Origin of the sequence: Oricola indica (assembly GCF_965227485.1) — a bacterium.
GTDB classification, from domain to species: Bacteria; Pseudomonadota; Alphaproteobacteria; order Rhizobiales; family Rhizobiaceae; genus Oricola; species Oricola indica.
Genome location: NZ_OZ245747.1, coordinates 4,426,328 through 4,442,683, shown reverse-complemented (window position 1 = coordinate 4,442,683; position 16,356 = coordinate 4,426,328). Strand labels below are relative to the sequence as shown.

The window sequence follows — 16,356 nt, the reverse complement described above, 5'->3', positions numbered from 1 at the left end:
TAGCGAAGTAATAACCAGACTTGTGTACGGATCGTTAGGAATAATTTGGGCTCTCTAGGACGTGCGTATGCAAGCTTCCCGCCAAATGCCGTCAAGACCGGTCGGGCTCGATATCTGGGCCATTCTGACCGTGCTGCGCCGGCGTCTGCACTTTGTCGTGCTGACGGCGGCCGCGTTCGTTGTCGTGACGATCATTTATGCGCTGATGGCGACGCCGGTCTACATGTCGACCGCGAGCCTGTTGATCGATCCGGACGCGCGTCAGCCTTTCGATGACCCGAATATACCCAAGCGCGGGATCGACGAGGGCAGCTACATCGAAAGCCAGGTCGCGGTGATCGGATCGGACTCGGTCTTGCGGCCTGTCGTGCGCCAGTTCAATCTCAAGGCTGACGAAGAATTCGGCGATGGCGGCGCCAGCACTTCTCTGCTCGACCTTTTGGGTTTCGGAAGCTCGGATAGCGGACCGACCGATGAAATCGCGCGCGAAAACGCGGCGGTCAGCGCGTTGTCAAAAGCGGTCTCCGCCAGCCGTGCCGGCACCACCCGTGTCATCAGCGTGTCCGTGGAAAGCGGGAGCGCCGAGAAATCCGCGAAGCTCGCGCAAGGTATCGCCGAAAGCTACCTCGCTGATCGGCAGCGCGACAAGCAGCTCTCGTCTGCCGGTATCGACGAGCAGATCCAGGAACGACTTGCCGAGCTTCGCGATCGGATGCGTACCGCCGAGGCCGCCGCGCAGGAATACAAGGCGGCTAACCGGCTTCAGAGCACGGGCGAGGACGGCCTGCTCACGAGCCAGGAACTGGCTGGCTTGAGTACGCAACTGACTGAGGCCAGGGCGACGCTAGCGGAACGGCAGGCGCGCTACGACCAGATCGCCGCCTTCGTCAAGGGCGGTGTCAGCGCCAACTCCATCAACGAGATTTCCACCTCGCCGAATGTCGCCGAATTGCGGTCGCAATATACGACCGCCGTGCGCACCGTCGCCAATCTCGAAGCGGAGTTGCTTCCGCAACATCCGCGCCTGATCGGTGCGCGCTCCGAGGTTCGCAGGCTCGAGGGATTGTTGCAGGCGGAAGCGCAGGATGCAGCCGATGCGGCGAAGGTCGAACTGGGTATTGCGCGGGTGCGTGTGGCGAATCTCTCAAGCGCAATCGAAATGTCGCGTGACCGAAGCGACAGCGGCGACGCCGCGATGATCCGACTGCGCGAGCTTGAGTCGGACGCCCAGGCATCGCGAACGATCTACGAAAGCGCCTTGTCGCGCGCCAATCAGATATCGACGCTTGACGAAGTCGTCATTCCTTCTGCGCGGATCATCGGCCCCGGCCTGCCGGCCAAGAGCCCGGTCTGGCCGAAAAAGAAGCTCCTGGTGATACTGGGCGGGTTTTTCGGCGTGATGGTTGGCGTTGCGCTGGTCATCGGCGGCGAAGTCGTCCGGCAACTTGCCGCAATCATGCGCAACAAGACCGTTGAGATCGAAGAGACGGAACCTGACGCCGAATATGAGCAGCCACCATCCTACATCGAAGACCGTCCCGTCTACGCGGAATTCGACCGGCCCAACCGGATGGAAGTCGAGCCCGATCCCCAAAAAGCGTCCCGGTTGGACGCCGCGTTCGACCGCATCGAGGCGAAACGGTCCGCAAGCGGAACGCCATCATCGCGCCACTCCCGCGGGTCCGCGGATTTCTCGCTGCTCAATGTCGGTAGCGGCGCGAAATAACCGGCAGGTCTGCGTTAGTCGCAGACCCGGCTCGCGATGTCGCGCAATTTCTCCAGCACCGCTTCCCGTGCGTCGATCGGCGTGACGTTGTGGTCGGCATGAGAAATGAATGACAGCTTGATATTCGGATATTTCGCAAGTCCGTCGAAGGCGTCGCCGAACCACATCTCCAGATCGCGCGGACCTGCATCTTCGTTCGAGTAGATAAGCTCCACGGCAGTGCCGCGATCCCGCAGGGTTGCCAAGCGGGTGTTCAATATGTGGCCCAATTGCCCGTGCCAGGTGAGGCGGCCGAGCAGCGGTGCCAACGCTCGGTCTGCCTCCCGATAGACGCCCTCGGTGAGTTTTGCCACGATCTTGCGAACGGGCACCTGCCCCGTCAGGATCTTCCTGAGCGTTTTTCCATCGGACAGTCGGCGCTTGTATGCTTCCAGCGCCCGTACCGGACGACCGAACTCCTTCTCGAAATCCGCGCGCGTATCCCAGACCAGCCGTCGCGCATTGATGATCGCGACGCCAGAAACCCGTTCGTCCGCCGCTGCGGAAATCCCGGCAAGATATGAGCCGCTGCAGCGGCCGACGAGGATCACTCTCTCGATCCCGTGTCCGTCGAGCAGCCAGTCGATTGCCTCTTTGACATCGCCGATATGCGTATCGGTGTACATCACCTCGGGCGCCTGCCCCGGCCTGAGCCGTGTCTCGCCGATGCCGGTGACGTCTATCCGGAAACCGGCATGCCCCTCGCGGGCAAGCGTTCTCGCAAAATCCACCACCATGCGGCCCCAGCCGATCGAGTGGTCCAGCCCCGTATTGAGAAACAGGTAAGCCGTTCCCGAGGGCGCTCCTGTCGGCTCCGTGAACACGCCGAACATGTCGTGGTCGGGGCCGAAGCGCAGCAGCGTTTCCCGGAAGTCCGGGCCGGAAAGCTCTGCCGGAAGGTCCCGGTCTCGGCGGGGCATCACCTGCTCGAGAGGGAAATTCGTCGAGCACCAGGCGACCACCTTTTCGATGATGTCGTCGATGATAATCGAAAAGACCGAGTCGCTGACATAATCCGCGTAGCGCTCGAACGGGATGGTATCCGGTGTTAACCCGCGATCCGCCAGGATTTCGGCCAGCATGGCATCGCCGCCATGGTCGTCGCGCGCGACCAGCAGGATTTTCTCGGCGCGGGGCGTCCAGTCCTTGGTCAGATCGAGCGCGCGAACTTCCTTCGTCGTCGCCGCCGACAGCACGAAACCACCGGCCATCAGCCCGCCTTCCGGGCCGTCGGATGCGCTTACCAGGAAGGACGGCTTGGTCATCGCCGTCCATGCCGTCAGCTCGCGCAGATACGTCCGGCCCTGGATCACCGGCGCCATCAGCACCAGTCCGTCGAGATCGGTGTCGCGGGCAAGGTCTCCCGCCAGCGCGCCGCCGAGACCCTGGCCGATGACGATGATCCGGCGCGGCTCGGTCAGCCGGCGCAGTTCCTCCAGTGCCCGCTTCACGCTTTTTCGCCAGGCGGTCTCGTCGTCAAGGGCGGCGCTTGCACCCAGCGAATGGCCCGTCGCCGGATAGTCGAAGCGCAGGCAGGGAAAACCGGCCGCTGCAAGCCGCTCGGCGAGCAGCCGGATCGACTTGTGCGTGCACAGTTCCTCATAACCCCACGGGCTCAGCAGCAATACGGCCGTATCGCCGTCAGCCGCGTGGAAGAAGCCGGCCATTCCGTCGAAGGCAAACGGGGTCGCGGGCGCCGTTTCCAGCGGGGAGAGGTCGCGGGCGAATTGAAATGCAGCGTTCGCAACGTTCATGAAGTGCTCGTCCTCATATTCCGAAACGCAATCGGCGGAGTGGTGCGGATAAAGTTCCGCGGACCAGTTTCCGCAGTTTGAACTGCTGCGCGATGTCGCGATCCGGGTCGAAATCGCTCGTCACCGAACAGCGCGGTCGGAACCAGGCGCCGTCCATCGCGAGGCCCCTGCTGCTCGTGTTGACACGGCTGTAGTCCGCGTCTTTCAGGTGGCCGAGCAGCGCCCTGTCCAGGTGCCCGAAGGGGATCGCGGCCTCGTCGATCGGGACACCCGCCGCGTCCGCGATGCGCATGCGCGCGTCGTACAATTCTCGCTGTCGTCCTGCCTCGTCCAACTGCGTCCAGTCGACATGGTCCCAGCCATGGTTGCCGATGCTCATGCCTGCAGCGACCAGTTCACGGATGTCCTGTCCGGACAGGTAGCCCTTCTGCCCGATCCGGCCAGCCAGCACGAAGAAAAGCGCGCTGCGGCCCACTTCGGCCAGGGCCGGCAAGCCGACCGCGAGGTCGGACAGATTGCCGTCGTCGAAGGTGATGCAAATCTTCGCGTGGCTGTCCGCCTCTTGCTTGGCGAGCGCGCGGATGGTCCGGCGATAGATGTCTTCCGTCACGAAATACCGGTCTTCGCCCGGCGCTTGCGGCACCGCCGGGTCTCCGATCCCGTGAAAGTTCAGGACGAGTGTGTTCGCCAGCATTCGCGCCTAGCCCCCAAACCCGAAACCGCGTGTCCCGTTGAGTGCCGCGACCGTTCCCGCCGGCACGGCGCTTTCTGCGGCATCCGCCCTGCGGATCAGGCGGACATGCCGGTTCGCGCCCGGCGCAAGGTGGAACCAGTCGTCGGTAGGCCGGAAATTGGCGTCGTCCACATGCACCGACTGCGCGAAACGGTCGGTCGAAAGCGCCAGCCACCAGTTCCCCCGCTCGTCGCGTTCGGCACTGGCCTCGATCGCGAGGGGCACGCGGGCGGCGGGATAGCCCGCCGGGAAATGAAATGCATCGGCGAGCACGACATGCGAATCTGGATCACGCAGCCGCGCAACCGTCACGTCGTGGGCCGGCGGGCCGAAGCGATAGGCGTTGGTCGTGTCGAAGAAAGCCCCGAACAGGTCGGTTGCCGGGATTTCGAGGACTTCGCGCGGCGCGAGCGTCAGCGTGCGTTCGCCGCCGACCACCCGTGTCGCGCCGTCGCGCAGGGAATCGATCGTCAGTTCCACGTCCCGCGCCGTCGCGGTCTCGTTGACGACATGCACCGCAAGGCCGTTGGTGCCCTCGTCGGTCAGGGCCACCTGCAACGGACGGAACGCGCGCTTGAGCGCGTACCATGCCGGCTTCGGTTCGCCGGTGGAATCGACAACGCCCCAGCCCGCGCCGGGCAGCAGGTCCTGATAGGTGAAAAGCAGCGCGCCCTGGCAGGGCGAGGCGGCGCGCCGCCATTCGGCGTAGACCGCTTCCATCACCTCGCCGGTCACCGCCCGCGACATGTCGAGATAGCGCGCCGGATCGCCGTAGCGCACCTCGATCGGATCGAGGCCGTAGATCAGCTTGAAATAGTGGTCGCGTACATCCTCGAAATCCCATCCCGCGCCGCGGTCCCGCGGAACCCGGGCCTTCCAGCGCGGGTCGTGGCACGGCATCACCGGCAGGTGGGCATCGAGCGTGCGCTGTTGCGGCACATGAGAGAAGGCGAGGCACTCGCCGGCGAACCGCACATTGGCGCGCCGCGCATCGTCCAGTGGGCGGCGATAGGCGCCGACGCCGTAATAATGCGCGATGCCGGCATCCGGCGAGAACGGCAGCGCGCCGCCATCCGGCGAGTTGGCGGCATAGACCGCGTCGGGGCGCAGTTCGGCGCAGATTTCCGGCAGGATTTCCTCGGTCAGCGGCCCGCGCCATTTGCTTTCCGGCAGGCCGAGCATCGCGCCCTGCTGGTAGATCTCGCTTCCGCCGCACAGAACGGCGAGCGACGGGCTTCCCATCGTTGCACCGAGGAAATGCCGCGCTTCATCGCGCACCGCCCCGGCAAATGCGTCGTCGCCGACCGGATAATCGTAATTGGCGAACTGGAAGTCCTGCCAGACCATCAGGCCGAGTTCGTCGCACAAGGCGAAGAAATCCGGGCTCTCATAGACCATCGTTCCGCCGACGCGCAGCATGTTCATGCCCGCGTCGGCGGCAAGGTCGAGCCACGGGCGATAGCTCTCGGCGTCGCCCGGCAAATTGACGATATCCGCGTTGGTCCACACCGCGCCCCGGCAGAAGACGGGCGTTCCGTTCACGGTCAGCGCGAACCCCTCGCCGTCCGCGCCGCGCTCGACTTCGATACGGCGGAAGCCGGCCTTGCCGAGGCTGAAGCTCTCGCCGCCGGCATCGACGTAAATGGCATGCAGCGCCGGGTCGCCATGGGTGTGTGGCCACCATGCCGCGACATCGGCGATCCGCAGTTCCGCGCGCCAGCTTCCGTCATCCCCGCGCGTCGCTTCAGCGCTTTCACCCGCGCAGCGGATGATGGGTACGCCCGGCGCATTGTCGAGCGAGAATGCCAGCGACAATACGCCGGTCCCGTCATTCTCCAGCGTCGCGGTCATCGTGTCGATGCGGACGCTCGGCGCGTCGGGTTTCAAAAGCGACACAGGCCGCCACGGCCCGACGGCGTGAACCTCGGGACACCAGCCCGGCATGTGGCCGAGCAGGGTTGTGCGCACCAGCCGTAGCCCCTGCGACACCGCCAGTTGCGGACGCCAGCGCGCGCGCGGGCCTTTCGCCGCGAGGTGCGGCGCGAGCGCCCGGAAGCAGATCGCCAGCGCATTGTCCTCGCGCGCGGTCACCCGCACTTCATGGCCGAGGAACATGCTGTCGCTGTCGAGGATCTTTTCGCCGTTCCACCAGACCTCGGCGATGGTCGCGAGCCCTTCGAAGACGAGCAGGCGTTCGCCCGGTTCGTCCTCGCGAATGCCGGCGATGAACCACGTATCCTTGTCGTGCAGCGGCGTCGGATCCTCGGCGTTGAACTGTCCGGCGGCGGCAAGCGCACCGGCCGCCGTTCCGGGAACCTTGGCTTGTATCCAGTCCTTGAGAACGCCCAGATCGGAGGGTTCCGCAACGGCATCCGCCTCGCTCAGCGCCATCCACCAGCCGGATTCGATCCGTGATGCATGGCCGTCGGATGACATGATGCGGCGTTTCATGGCGCGTCCCGCGGGAATGTTGATCGGTCAGGCGGCCCTGGATGTGGCCTTGCCGACGATGGTGTCGAGGCTTTCCGTCATTGCGTCCCAGGCGTCGATCGCCGGGATCAGCGCCGGTGCCAGCTTGTCGAAATTCTTGCGCATCACTGCGCGCGCGAGCTGGAACTGGACGATCTTGCAGGTCGAGGAGATCTTGCGCGCCTCGTCGGCGCTCGCCCCGATGCCGGTCACGCCGTTTTCGGCAAGCCAGTCCAGATGGCTGGAGAACAGCTCGAAATTCGCGCCGAGTTGCCGCAGCGTGTTGAAGGCATAGAGATGGAAGAAGCCGAAATCGCGCTCCGCGATCGCCTCGACCTGGCCCGGAAACACCTCGGCAAAGGCGCGCACCGGATTTTTCGCCGGTCGGCGGCCAAGGTGCAGACGCAGCAACCCTTCGGCATTGGCCACGATCTCGTCGCGCGACGGCAACGCGTCGGGAAACTTCACGAATTCCGTGTAGGGCAGGAAGGGCAGGGCGCCCTCGGCGGCGTTCAGGTGGAAAACGCCCTCGAAGTCCTCGCCTTCGAGCCGATGCAGACCGAGCCCGTGGAAGTAGTCCATGCACCGGCCTTCGAGATCGATCCGGTTCGGCGCGATCGTCGTCTTGCCGTGTTCCTTGCGATAGGACGTGCCTTGCGTGTCGGGCAGATAGAAGCTGTCCACCTCCACCAGCGACAGCCGGCCGCGACCGATCTGTTCGACGACATGGGTCTCGACCCGATCGTAGATCGCCAGTTCGGTGACCCGCAGGCCGTAAAGGCGTTCGAGGTCTTCCAGCGGCACCTTGAAGAAAGTGAACTGGTCGCCTTCGAAATCCTGCGTGACGGCATAGGAAAGGCAGGCTTCCGGCGGCAGGCCGAGCGCCGGCAGCACCTCGATCCAGACGTCGAGATAGCAGTTCGTCTCCGGCCAGTCGCGCGTCCCCGCATGCAATGCGTGCCGCGCGTAGTCGGTCGGGTCGAGCGCCGGGAAGATCGCCGGAAGGTCGGTCATCGATGCCAAAACGTCAGCCCCAGAGTGCCTTGCGGACACCTGCCGGCCAGCTTTCCACATCCATGCCGTGATGGCGGAAAAGCGCCAGGGCGATGCGTTCCAGCCCGAAGCCGACGCATGCCGTATGGGCGTGCGAGCCATCCTGCTGGCGGATGTCCCAGGCCTTGCCGAAATTGTCCATGTGGTAGTTGAAGCTCATGCAGGCGGTCGGGTTCGCGGCCGAGTTGACCGGCACGAGCAGCTCGAATTTCAGTTCCTGTTCGCGCTGGCTGGACCCCATCATCTTGCCGGCCCGTCCGAAGAACGGATCGTTCGCGACATCCACAGTGCAGGGCAGTTCCAGCAGCTTCATGATCTCCTGGCCGCGCTGTTTCCAGGTCTCGCGGAACGCGATCGCCTGGTCGGCGGAACCGGCGCGCACGAATTCGCGCTGGCGGAACATCTGCATGCGGGCCGGGTCGCGCGAGGGCTCGTGGCGGAAGCAGTAGGATTGCAGCGCCACATAGGCGCCTTCCGCCGGCAGCGCGCCGCGCCGCGCGAGGATCGGGTAGAGCGGATAGCAGGCGGCCGGGGTCAGCGCCACGTCGGTCGGCTTCTGGTTCTCCGACCAGTCTTCGCCGACTTCGAGACACTGCAGCAGCCCCGCATGGTCGTGATCATTGCCGCAAAAGGCGTGAACCGTCCCCGCCAGATGCGGGAAGTTCTTCATGTAGCCGCTGGTCTCGAAATCCTTGATCGGCATGCCCGGCGGAAACACCATCGCTTCGCTGGTTTCGTCCTTGCCGAAGGACTTCGCCAATGCCTCGAAGCGCGTGATGACCTCCTCGAAGAGGTCGCTGCGCGCATAGAGGCCGTCGACACCGCTGTCATGCAGGATGCCCTGATCGAAAAGCTGGTCGAGAAAGGAGACTTGCTTGTCCATGGCTTACCTCAGAAGGCTGGTTTCTTGTTTGCCGACGAGAAGCATCGTCGACGTGTTGCCGAGAATGCGGTCGTTGGAAATCATCAACTGCGCCGAATGCGCGTCGCGCAGGTGCCGGCCGAGGCTGTAGGGCGTTCCGTTCTTGTAGCCCTGGATGCCGCAGATCAGCATGCACTGGTTGATGATGTCGAGAATGGTCTGGGACGTGCCGATCTTGATGTTGTTCATCGCGACCGCGAAGCCCATCGCCGAAAGCGCGTCGGGATCGCCCTTGCCGGCTTCGAACTGCTTCAGCCCGGCGACGACATTCGATTTCACCTGCTGCAGCATGCTGGAGGCCTCGGCGAGGCGCAGCGCGCCGGGAGGCGTCTGGCCCGGAGACCGGCGTGCGGCGGCGCGCACGTAGGACTGTGCCCGGTTCACGGCGTCGGCGGCGATGCCGAACCACAGCGCGCCCCAAAGAAGATGCGATACCGCGAGCATGGATTGCGCCGCGATTTCCGCGAAGGGCTTGGGCAGGATCTGTTGCGCCAGCGCTTCGCCGCGGAAGATATAGCCGTCCGAGCAGGTGCCGCGCATGCCGAGCGTGTCCCACTCCGCCGTATGCTCAAGCGTGTACTGGTCCTTCGTGAACAGCGTCGCGACCTGGTCGCTCGGCGGTGAATCCTTGTGACGGCGCGAGGTCACCATGATGGCGTCCGCATCGGCGCCATAGGAAATGACGGTGGCGTTCTTTTCGAGCCGGACGATGTCGCCCTCGACGTCCACGGCGCAGACGGAATTGCGCAGATTGCCGCCGATGCCGGCCTCGCTGGTCGCCGATCCGATCAGCAATTGCTCGTCGCAGATGCATTTCAGGAACGTCTCGTGCCAGGCGCTGTCCGGTGCATGATCCGACAGGCTGGCGATCTGGATCTGGTGCATGGCGTAGGTCATGGCCGTCGCCGCGCAAGCCTTGCCGAGGATCGAGCAGACCTCGGCGACTTCGCTCATCGTCGCGCCTTCGCCGCCATGCTGGACGGGGATCTGGATACCCATCAGCCGTTCGGCCTTGACGGCATCCATGCCTTCTTTCGGGAAGCGGGCTTCCCGGTCGACTGTATCGGCGAATTCCGCCGCAACCTTCGCAGCCCTTTGGGTGCGTTCGGCAAGTGAGAGAGCCGTAATCGGGCTGGCGACGTTCATTTAGGCCACCTGCTGCGTTTCAGTGATCTGGCTGACGGACGCGGCGATCGCGTTGATCGACGAGAAGGATTTGCGGTTCAGGAGGGTTTCCGGAAACTCGATATCGAAGGCCTCTTCCAGGCCCAGCATCAGCTGGACGGAAGCGAAAGAGGAAAGGCCCGCTTCGTAAAGGTCCGCGTCGTCGGCAATCGTGTCGACGGAGACCGGCAGGCGGCCATGCTTGGTCAGGAGGTCGCGAATGGTGGAGTTCATGCCTTGGATTCCCTGTTCTGGAAGCGCGCTTCGATATTGGCGCGTTTTGGCTCCGATGCATGTTCTCTTACGGCTATTTTTATAAGGTGTGCTTAAGCGATGTGGTTAACGGTCAAGTACAGTTCCGACGCGCTGTAATATCGCGGGACTGGGCGTGTCTTTTCAGGCCAGCGTCCCGTTTTGAAACAGGTGTGCGCCGTGCTGACGGACGTCGTTGACATTGCCCGCGCGGCCAAGGGCGGCGCGTCTCACGCGGGCGCGGCAAGGGTCGGCATTCGGTTACCGGGCATGTGACGGAGGGAACGAAATGTTCGGATTTCCGCAGCTTGAATCTCACGTCGCCGACAAGATATCTCCAGAGACTGAAGCTTTTGAAAAAGGATGACGCTCATGCTCTCCATCGGTGAGATGTCGCGCCGGTCCGGCGTCAAGGTGCCGACCATCCGCTATTACGAGCAGATGAACCTGATCGATGCGCCGGAGCGCTCCGCCGGCAACCAGCGGCGCTACACGCGCGCGGCGCTCGACAGGCTGACCTTAATTCGCCATGCCCGCGATCTCGGCCTGTCTCTGGAGGCGATCCGCGAACTGGTCCGCCTGAGCGAGAACCCCGCCATGCCGCATGACGAGGCGCACCGCATCGCCACATCGCATCTCGCCGCGATCCGCGAACGCATCGCCCGGCTGAAACGGCTGGAGAAGGAACTGACCCGCGTCGAGGCGAACTGCCATGCCGATCAGGCCGGCGACTGCAATATCATGCAGGTGCTCGCCGATCACGGCCGGTGCGAGACCGAGCACTGAGTGGCGGCATCTGTCCGCCCGCCGCCTATTCCCACTCCATCTCGGAAAAGACCTGCTGCGCGTTGCGGCGGGCAAGCGCGTCGAACTGCTCCAGATAGGAAAAAGTCGACTGGTCGACCTCGACGGAGGTGATCATGTCGCCGCCGGCGTCGATATGCTCGCCGATCCTCTCGCGCAGATTGGCGATATAGTCGCGGGTGTCGGCTTTCGCCTTCGCCAATGTGGTCGCATGGCCGTGGCCGGGAACGACATGTTCCGGCTCGCGTGCCGCGAGGCTGTCGAAGGATTCCAGCCATCCGCTTGACGAAGACATCTCCAGAACACCGAGAATGCGCTCGGTGAAGACGATGTCGCCGGCAAAAACCGTGTCGCGGGAGGCGAGCCACACAAAGGAGTCGCCCGGCGTATGCGCCGCGCCCGGATGGACGATTTCGAACTCCAGCCCGCCCAGCGAGAATACATAGTCGTCGTCGAAGACCACGTCGGCATAAGCCGGCTCCGTGCCTTCCAGCGCATCCCCGATCAGCGCATCCAGCATGGTGAACTGCATCGACTGGCGTTCCTTCTGGTCGGCGACGGCGTCGGCCGATGCGATGATCGTCGCACCCTTGTCCTTCCAGTAGCCATTGCCGAGCCAGCGGTGGTCCTGTCCGCCCGTATCGATGACATAGCGCACCGGCTTGTCCGAGATCGTTTGGATCGCCGCGTCGATTGCCGCCGCGCCCTTCCGGCTGCCGCCCGGGTCGATCAGCACGAGGCCGTCATCCGTGACGACGAGGCCGAATGTGGCGTTGTTGGCGAGATTGTTCGGCGATCGCTGCTCCTTGCCCCCGACCAGCGCGAAGACATCGTCGGCGACGGGCTGGATTTCGAGGCTGCCGGCAGACGCGGATAGTGTCGCCGCAAGCACCGTCCCCGCCGCCACCATACCGTGGAGGATCGTCATGCAGCCAGCCACGTCTCAAGCGCCGCCGCATCGGGAAGCCCGCCGGAATGGACGAGCTTGCCGTCGATGCTGATGCCGGGTGTCGAGATGACGCCGGCCATCGCGATCTGTGCGTAGTCGATTACCTTCTCGATCTCGACATCGATCGACAGTTTCGCTGCGGCATCGCGCACCATCTGTTCAGTGGCATTGCATCGTTTGCAACCCGGTCCATAGACCTTGACGTGTTTCATTGCATTACTCCGTCAGAAAATGAGGTTGAAGAGAAAGCCGACCGCGAGGATGCCGGCGCCGACGACGCCGATGAAGACGGCGATCAGCTTCAGTGTCAGCACCTTGCGCAGGATGATCATCTCCGGCAGCGACAGCGCGATCACGCTCATCATGAAGGCGAGCACCGTTCCGAGCGCCGCGCCCTTGCCGAGCAGGGCTTCGACAATGGGAATGACGCCGGCCGCATTGGTGTACATGGGAATGCCCATCAGCACGGCGGCGGGAACCGACCACCAGGCATCCGCGCCCATGATCCGCGCCATCAGGTCGGCCGGCACATAGCCATGGATGAGTGCGCCCGCGCCTATGCCGACGATGATCCAGATCCAGACCTTCGCGACGATATCGCGAACCGCCTCGATCCCCTGTCTGTAGCGGTCCACCAGGGTCAGGTTTTCGGAGGGAACGTCGCCGACGCCGCGCGCATGGATGTCGCGCACCCAGTCCTGCAGCCACCCTTCGAGCCGCAACTTGCCGATCACCCAGCCGGCGACGATGGCAATGCCCAGGCCGAAGCCAAGATAGGTGAGGGCGACCTTCCAGCCGACAAGCCCGAACAACAGACCGAGCGCGACCTCGTTGACCATCGGCGCGGCGATGAGGAAGGAGAACGTCACCCCAAGCGGAACGCCCGCCGAGACGAAGCCGATGAACAGCGGAATGGCCGAGCAGGAGCAGAATGGCGTCAGCACGCCGAGGCCGGCGGCCATCGCGTTACCCGCACCCTCGCGCTTGCCGGCCAGCAACGCACGCGTCTTTTCGGGCGAGAAGAAGGAGCGGATGACACCCATCGCGAAGACGATCAGCGTCAGCAGCATCAGAACCTTGGGCACGTCGTAGAAAAAGAAGGCCAATGCCTCGCCGGTATGGCTGTGCCGGTCGACGGGAAACAGACCGGTCAGCCATTCGGCGACCGGTATGAGCTGGCGATAGATCAGCCACCACACGGCGACGAACAAAGCCACGCCGAGCGTCCAGAGCCAGCCGGACGGGCCGTGCATGCGCGCGGGAAGCGTATCGGTCGGAGAACTCACGCGGCGATCCTTTCGCCGCCGGTTGACGATGCGGACAAGGCCAGCGCCGCATCGACGATTGCGGAGACATGTGCCGGCATCGCGTCGTTTCGGCGATAGCGCACCCATTGCGCGTCGCGTCGGTCGATCACCAGCCCGGCGTCCTTCAGGATCTTCATGTGCCGCGACATGCGCGACTGGGTGGCGTCGAGTTTGTGCATCAACTCGCAAACGCAATGTTCGCTGCCATCCGACAGCATGGCCATGGCGGCAAGCCGGGTCGGCTCGGCAAGCGCGGAAAGGATTTTGACTGGATCGGGCATGTCGGCTTCCGTTTCGTTCATATGCGCTAATGCGCATATGTTGGGGAGCGCGGCCTTGATCGATATCAACGGGCATGGGCGATTTGTCATGCGCGCCGGCGCGGAAGAGATCAGACCGTAAGTTTTCCGAACAGGATCGGCAGCGTCGAGACGAGCAGCAGGGCGGCCATCGCGAAATTGAAGACATGCGCGCGCCGCGGTTCGTGCAGGAACCGGCTGAGCCATGTCCCGAAGACGACCCAAAGCGTCGTCGCGCAAAGCGCCACCAGCCCCATGATCGCCGCGCCCGCGCCGACCGTGCCGAAACCGGCCCCCTCCGGCAGGTAGGTCGCCGCCGCGCTCATCGCCGCCGCCCAGGCTTTCGGATTGATCCACTGGAAGGCGACGCCTGTGCCGAAGCCGAGGATTTCGAGATCGTCGTCATTGCGCCTGAGCGGGCCGGCGGTCGCGATCTTCCAGGCCAGCCACAACAGGAACGCCGCCGCCACGAAGCGCAGCCCGAGCGCCAGCAATGGCAGCGCGGAGAACGCCGCGCCGAGGCCGGAACCGGTCGCACCGAACAGCACCGCCATGCCGACGGCCACGCCGGCGGAGAGCGGCAGCGAGCGTCGCGTGCCGTGCCGCACGCCCGACGCCAGCATCATCATGTTGTTCGGGCCGGGCGTTCCTGCCATGATCGCGCAGAAGGTGACATAGGACACGAGAAGGTCGAAACCGGTCATCGCGGGCTTTCCGTTTTCATCGGGCCGCGATCCTGCCGCCGCGAGGCGGTCCGGTCTTGTCGAAAAGTGACATGGTGTTGGAAACGGACATGCAGGCGCTATCGACCGAACCCGTTTTCGAGTCGCCGCGTGACCGGGCGCGGTTCCGCCGCATGCCCGGCTTCTCCGCCGTCGACCTGATGGATGCGTCGTTTCACGATCACCATTTCGCCCCGCATACCCATGACGGCCTCATGCTCGGTATCATGCGCTACGGCGTGATGCGCTTCATGCGCGAGGGCAGGACCCACACGGTCGAGCCCGGCGGCATCACCGTCATCAATCCCGGGGATGTCCACACCGGCGGCCGCTTCGGCGAGGACCGGCTGGTCTATACGGGGATCTATGCGCCGCAATCCTTCCTTGAAAAAGCGGGGCTCGGAAACGACGCATGGTTCGTCTCCGGCGTCGTGACCGACCCGGAATGCTGGCAATTGCTGTTGCGGGCGACCGCGCCGGGCGTCGATCCGCTCGCCGGGCAGGAGGACCTGCTTGAAGGCCTGTTCCGTCTCGGCCGCCACGCCAGTCGCGGGCCGGGGCGTGAGGAGCGGGCGTGTTCCGCTGCCGCGGCGCGCGCGCTTGGGCACCTTGAAGCCCATTACGGCGAGCGCGTCACCATCGACGATCTCGCCCGCATCGCCGGCGTCACGCCGCGCCACATGATCCGGTCCTTCCGCAAGGCGACAGGCCTACCGCCGCATGCATGGCTTCGCCAGTTCCGCATCCGGAAGGCGCGTCATCTGCTCGAGACAGGCCTCGCGCCCGCCGAGGCCGCGTTCGCCACCGGCTTCGCCGACCAGCCGCATTTCTCGAAAGCCTTCAAGCAACTGACCGGCACGACACCCGCGCGCTACCGCCTCGACATGGCCGCCTGATTTCGGCGATTCCGGTTGGAATGCCGATTTCCGCTTGACGAAACCATATTAACATAACACGTTATATAACGTGTTATTGAGTGAGGTTGGTCATGGTCAGGGATTTCACGAAGGAGTTGGGATATCTCCCGCTCGGCAGCCGGCTGAAACGTGTCGGCGAGCGCATGCAGGCCGAAACCGCCCGCTTCCTCGCAAGCGAGGGGATCGAGCAGCCGCCCGGCATCTGGCCGCTTCTCCAGACGCTGCACGGCGAAGGCGCCCTGACCGTGGGTGAGCTGGCCACGGCGCTCGGCGTCTCGCAGCCCGGCGTCACGCGCAGCCTTCGCCAGCTCACCGCCGATGGCATGGTGAAGCCTGCGCCCGCGGGCGAGGACCAGCGCCGCAAACCGGTCATGCTCACCGACGCGGGAGCAGCCGTCGTCGAACGCTGCATGCGTGACCTGTGGCCCCATGTCGAGGCGGCGGTTCGCGAGATGTGCGCCCCCCTCGATGGTCCGATCCTGCAGCAGCTCGACCGGATCGAGGAGGAACTCGACAGCCTGCCGCTGGACCGGCGCGCCGCGCGCAAGATGGAGGAGCGCGAAAATGGCTGATCATGTTCTCGACCGGCCGATCTGGGCTGCTTTGACCTCCAGACAGACGCATTGGGCCGAGGGTGGACCCGACGCGATGCGCTTTCCGCCCAATGTCTCGCCCTTCGCCGCGTCGCGCGACGATGGCGAGGATTGCCTGCGCGCCCTTGCCGGCCTCGTGCCCGAAGGTGGCGGCATTCTCCTGGCCCGAAAGGGCGGCGGCGAAATTCCGCCCGGCCTGAAAATCGCGACCGAGGCCAATATCGTCCAGATGCACGCGGAAGATCTCGTGCCCGCCGATCCGGCCGGCGAGATCGCTCCGCTCGGTGATGCCGACGCGGAGGAAATGCTGGCGCTGGCGACGCTGACCCGGCCCGGCCCCTTCCTGCTCGACACGCACCGGCTCGGCCGCTTCGTCGGCATTCGCGTCGATGGCCGGCTTGCGGCGATGGCCGGCGAAAGGCTGCATGTGGAAGGCTATCGCGAAATCAGTGGCGTCTGCACGCATCCCGATTTTCGGGGGCGCGGCTATGCGGGTCTCCTGTCGCGCATCGTTGCGACCCGCATCCTGCACGACGGGGAAACCCCGTTCCTGCACGCTTACGAGCCCAACGCGTCGGCGATCCGGCTTTACGAAACGCTCGGATTTCGATGGCAGCGCACCATCACGGTGCAAATGCTGGTGCGCGGCTGAG

The 16,356-nt window shown here is 64.5% G+C and carries 17 protein-coding genes; 5 read left to right on the top strand and 12 right to left on the bottom strand.

What is annotated here, in order from left to right; genetic code table 11:
* Positions 1 to 67: 67 nt before the first annotated feature.
* A complete protein-coding gene (locus ACQK2M_RS21995; protein ID WP_425419574.1) occupies positions 68 to 1,726 on the top strand; it encodes a GumC family protein in 1,659 nt (552 codons plus the stop codon).
* Positions 1,727 to 1,740: 14 nt separating this feature from the next.
* Here ACQK2M_RS21995 and ACQK2M_RS21990 read toward each other — a convergent pair whose 3' ends face one another.
* Genes ACQK2M_RS21990 through ACQK2M_RS21960 form a run of 7 tightly spaced genes read right to left on the bottom strand, consistent with a single transcriptional unit; the run spans position 1,741 to position 10,094 of the window.
* The gene (locus tag ACQK2M_RS21990) at positions 1,741 to 3,519 is read right to left on the bottom strand and encodes an alpha/beta fold hydrolase (RefSeq protein WP_425419573.1); all 1,779 of its coding nucleotides are present in this window, start codon (positions 3,517 to 3,519) and stop codon (positions 1,741 to 1,743) included.
* Positions 3,520 to 3,532: 13 nt separating this feature from the next.
* On the bottom strand, positions 3,533 to 4,213 hold the full coding sequence (locus ACQK2M_RS21985) for a polysaccharide deacetylase family protein (protein WP_425419572.1): 681 nt from the start codon (positions 4,211 to 4,213) through the stop codon (positions 3,533 to 3,535).
* Positions 4,214 to 4,219: 6 nt separating this feature from the next.
* Positions 4,220 to 6,703 carry a glycosyl hydrolase 2 galactose-binding domain-containing protein gene (locus tag ACQK2M_RS21980; protein ID WP_425419571.1) on the bottom strand — a complete coding sequence of 828 codons (2,484 nt, stop codon included), beginning with the start codon at positions 6,701 to 6,703 and terminating at the stop codon, positions 4,220 to 4,222.
* 27 nt (positions 6,704 to 6,730) lie between these two features.
* Positions 6,731 to 7,735, bottom strand: coding sequence for a DUF1839 family protein (locus ACQK2M_RS21975; protein WP_425419570.1), 1,005 nt, complete (start codon positions 7,733 to 7,735; stop codon positions 6,731 to 6,733).
* A gap of 13 nt (positions 7,736 to 7,748) precedes the next feature.
* Positions 7,749 to 8,657, bottom strand: a complete 909-nt coding sequence (locus tag ACQK2M_RS21970; RefSeq protein WP_425419569.1) for an amino acid--[acyl-carrier-protein] ligase — start codon at positions 8,655 to 8,657, stop codon at positions 7,749 to 7,751.
* A 3-nt stretch (positions 8,658 to 8,660) separates the two neighbouring features.
* Entirely contained in the window at positions 8,661 to 9,842 is a 1,182-nt protein-coding gene (locus ACQK2M_RS21965; RefSeq protein WP_425419568.1) for an acyl-CoA dehydrogenase family protein, read from the bottom strand.
* Positions 9,843 to 10,094: an acyl carrier protein gene (locus ACQK2M_RS21960; protein ID WP_223476346.1), complete on the bottom strand. Its 252-nt coding sequence runs from the start codon at positions 10,092 to 10,094 to the stop codon at positions 9,843 to 9,845. It lies immediately after the preceding gene.
* 390 nt (positions 10,095 to 10,484) lie between these two features.
* On the opposite strand from ACQK2M_RS21960, the gene ACQK2M_RS21955 reads away from it, so the two are divergent.
* On the top strand, positions 10,485 to 10,898 hold the full coding sequence (locus ACQK2M_RS21955; protein WP_425419567.1) for a MerR family transcriptional regulator: 414 nt from the start codon (positions 10,485 to 10,487) through the stop codon (positions 10,896 to 10,898).
* Positions 10,899 to 10,923: 25 nt separating this feature from the next.
* On the opposite strand, the gene ACQK2M_RS21950 is transcribed toward ACQK2M_RS21955, so the two are convergent.
* The 5 genes from ACQK2M_RS21950 to ACQK2M_RS21930 form a co-directional block, all read right to left on the bottom strand.
* On the bottom strand, positions 10,924 to 11,844 hold the full coding sequence (locus tag ACQK2M_RS21950) for an MBL fold metallo-hydrolase (RefSeq protein WP_425419566.1): 921 nt from the start codon (positions 11,842 to 11,844) through the stop codon (positions 10,924 to 10,926).
* A complete protein-coding gene (locus tag ACQK2M_RS21945; RefSeq protein WP_425419565.1) occupies positions 11,841 to 12,077 on the bottom strand; it encodes a thioredoxin family protein in 237 nt (78 codons plus the stop codon). Before ACQK2M_RS21945 ends, ACQK2M_RS21950 begins: the two co-directional genes overlap by 4 nt.
* A 12-nt stretch (positions 12,078 to 12,089) precedes the next feature.
* Positions 12,090 to 13,118 carry a permease gene (locus ACQK2M_RS21940; protein WP_425420111.1) on the bottom strand — a complete coding sequence of 343 codons (1,029 nt, stop codon included), beginning with the start codon at positions 13,116 to 13,118 and terminating at the stop codon, positions 12,090 to 12,092.
* A 29-nt stretch (positions 13,119 to 13,147) separates the two neighbouring features.
* Positions 13,148 to 13,453, bottom strand: a complete 306-nt coding sequence (locus tag ACQK2M_RS21935; protein ID WP_425419564.1) for an ArsR/SmtB family transcription factor — start codon at positions 13,451 to 13,453, stop codon at positions 13,148 to 13,150.
* A gap of 110 nt (positions 13,454 to 13,563) precedes the next feature.
* On the bottom strand, positions 13,564 to 14,175 hold the full coding sequence (locus ACQK2M_RS21930) for a LysE family translocator (RefSeq protein WP_425419563.1): 612 nt from the start codon (positions 14,173 to 14,175) through the stop codon (positions 13,564 to 13,566).
* A 71-nt stretch (positions 14,176 to 14,246) separates the two neighbouring features.
* Between ACQK2M_RS21930 and ACQK2M_RS21925 the strand changes: the two genes are divergently transcribed.
* The 3 genes from ACQK2M_RS21925 (at position 14,247) to ACQK2M_RS21915 (ending at position 16,355) form a co-directional block, all read left to right on the top strand.
* The gene (locus ACQK2M_RS21925; RefSeq protein WP_425419562.1) at positions 14,247 to 15,089 is read left to right on the top strand and encodes a helix-turn-helix domain-containing protein; all 843 of its coding nucleotides are present in this window, start codon (positions 14,247 to 14,249) and stop codon (positions 15,087 to 15,089) included.
* 92 nt (positions 15,090 to 15,181) lie between these two features.
* Positions 15,182 to 15,682: a MarR family winged helix-turn-helix transcriptional regulator gene (locus ACQK2M_RS21920; protein WP_425419561.1), complete on the top strand. Its 501-nt coding sequence runs from the start codon at positions 15,182 to 15,184 to the stop codon at positions 15,680 to 15,682.
* Positions 15,675 to 16,355, top strand: coding sequence for a GNAT family N-acetyltransferase (locus ACQK2M_RS21915; protein WP_425419560.1), 681 nt, complete (start codon positions 15,675 to 15,677; stop codon positions 16,353 to 16,355). Before ACQK2M_RS21920 ends, ACQK2M_RS21915 begins: the two co-directional genes overlap by 8 nt.
* Position 16,356 lies beyond the last annotated feature (1 nt).

What these genes read in the sequence shown, in the direction of transcription:
- ACQK2M_RS21945 (WP_425419565.1), bottom strand. Translation starts at nt 12,077, where the DNA reads ATGAAACACGTCAAGGTCTATGGACCGGGTTGCAAACGATGCAATGCC.
- ACQK2M_RS21955 (WP_425419567.1), top strand. Translation starts at nt 10,485, where the DNA reads ATGCTCTCCATCGGTGAGATGTCGCGCCGGTCCGGCGTCAAGGTGCCG.
- ACQK2M_RS21935 (WP_425419564.1), bottom strand. Translation starts at nt 13,453, where the DNA reads ATGCCCGATCCAGTCAAAATCCTTTCCGCGCTTGCCGAGCCGACCCGG.
- ACQK2M_RS21920 (WP_425419561.1), top strand. Translation starts at nt 15,182, where the DNA reads ATGGTCAGGGATTTCACGAAGGAGTTGGGATATCTCCCGCTCGGCAGC.
- ACQK2M_RS21960 (WP_223476346.1), bottom strand. Translation starts at nt 10,094, where the DNA reads ATGAACTCCACCATTCGCGACCTCCTGACCAAGCATGGCCGCCTGCCG.
- ACQK2M_RS21925 (WP_425419562.1), top strand. Translation starts at nt 14,247, where the DNA reads ATGGTGTTGGAAACGGACATGCAGGCGCTATCGACCGAACCCGTTTTC.
- ACQK2M_RS21965 (WP_425419568.1), bottom strand. Translation starts at nt 9,842, where the DNA reads ATGAACGTCGCCAGCCCGATTACGGCTCTCTCACTTGCCGAACGCACC.
- ACQK2M_RS21980 (WP_425419571.1), bottom strand. Translation starts at nt 6,703, where the DNA reads ATGAAACGCCGCATCATGTCATCCGACGGCCATGCATCACGGATCGAA.
- ACQK2M_RS21940 (WP_425420111.1), bottom strand. Translation starts at nt 13,118, where the DNA reads ATGCACGGCCCGTCCGGCTGGCTCTGGACGCTCGGCGTGGCTTTGTTC.
- ACQK2M_RS21995 (WP_425419574.1), top strand. Translation starts at nt 68, where the DNA reads ATGCAAGCTTCCCGCCAAATGCCGTCAAGACCGGTCGGGCTCGATATC.
- ACQK2M_RS21950 (WP_425419566.1), bottom strand. Translation starts at nt 11,844, where the DNA reads ATGACGATCCTCCACGGTATGGTGGCGGCGGGGACGGTGCTTGCGGCG.
- ACQK2M_RS21985 (WP_425419572.1), bottom strand. Translation starts at nt 4,213, where the DNA reads ATGCTGGCGAACACACTCGTCCTGAACTTTCACGGGATCGGAGACCCG.
- ACQK2M_RS21930 (WP_425419563.1), bottom strand. Translation starts at nt 14,175, where the DNA reads ATGACCGGTTTCGACCTTCTCGTGTCCTATGTCACCTTCTGCGCGATC.
- ACQK2M_RS21975 (WP_425419570.1), bottom strand. Translation starts at nt 7,735, where the DNA reads ATGACCGACCTTCCGGCGATCTTCCCGGCGCTCGACCCGACCGACTAC.
- ACQK2M_RS21915 (WP_425419560.1), top strand. Translation starts at nt 15,675, where the DNA reads ATGGCTGATCATGTTCTCGACCGGCCGATCTGGGCTGCTTTGACCTCC.
- ACQK2M_RS21990 (WP_425419573.1), bottom strand. Translation starts at nt 3,519, where the DNA reads ATGAACGTTGCGAACGCTGCATTTCAATTCGCCCGCGACCTCTCCCCG.
- ACQK2M_RS21970 (WP_425419569.1), bottom strand. Translation starts at nt 8,657, where the DNA reads ATGGACAAGCAAGTCTCCTTTCTCGACCAGCTTTTCGATCAGGGCATC.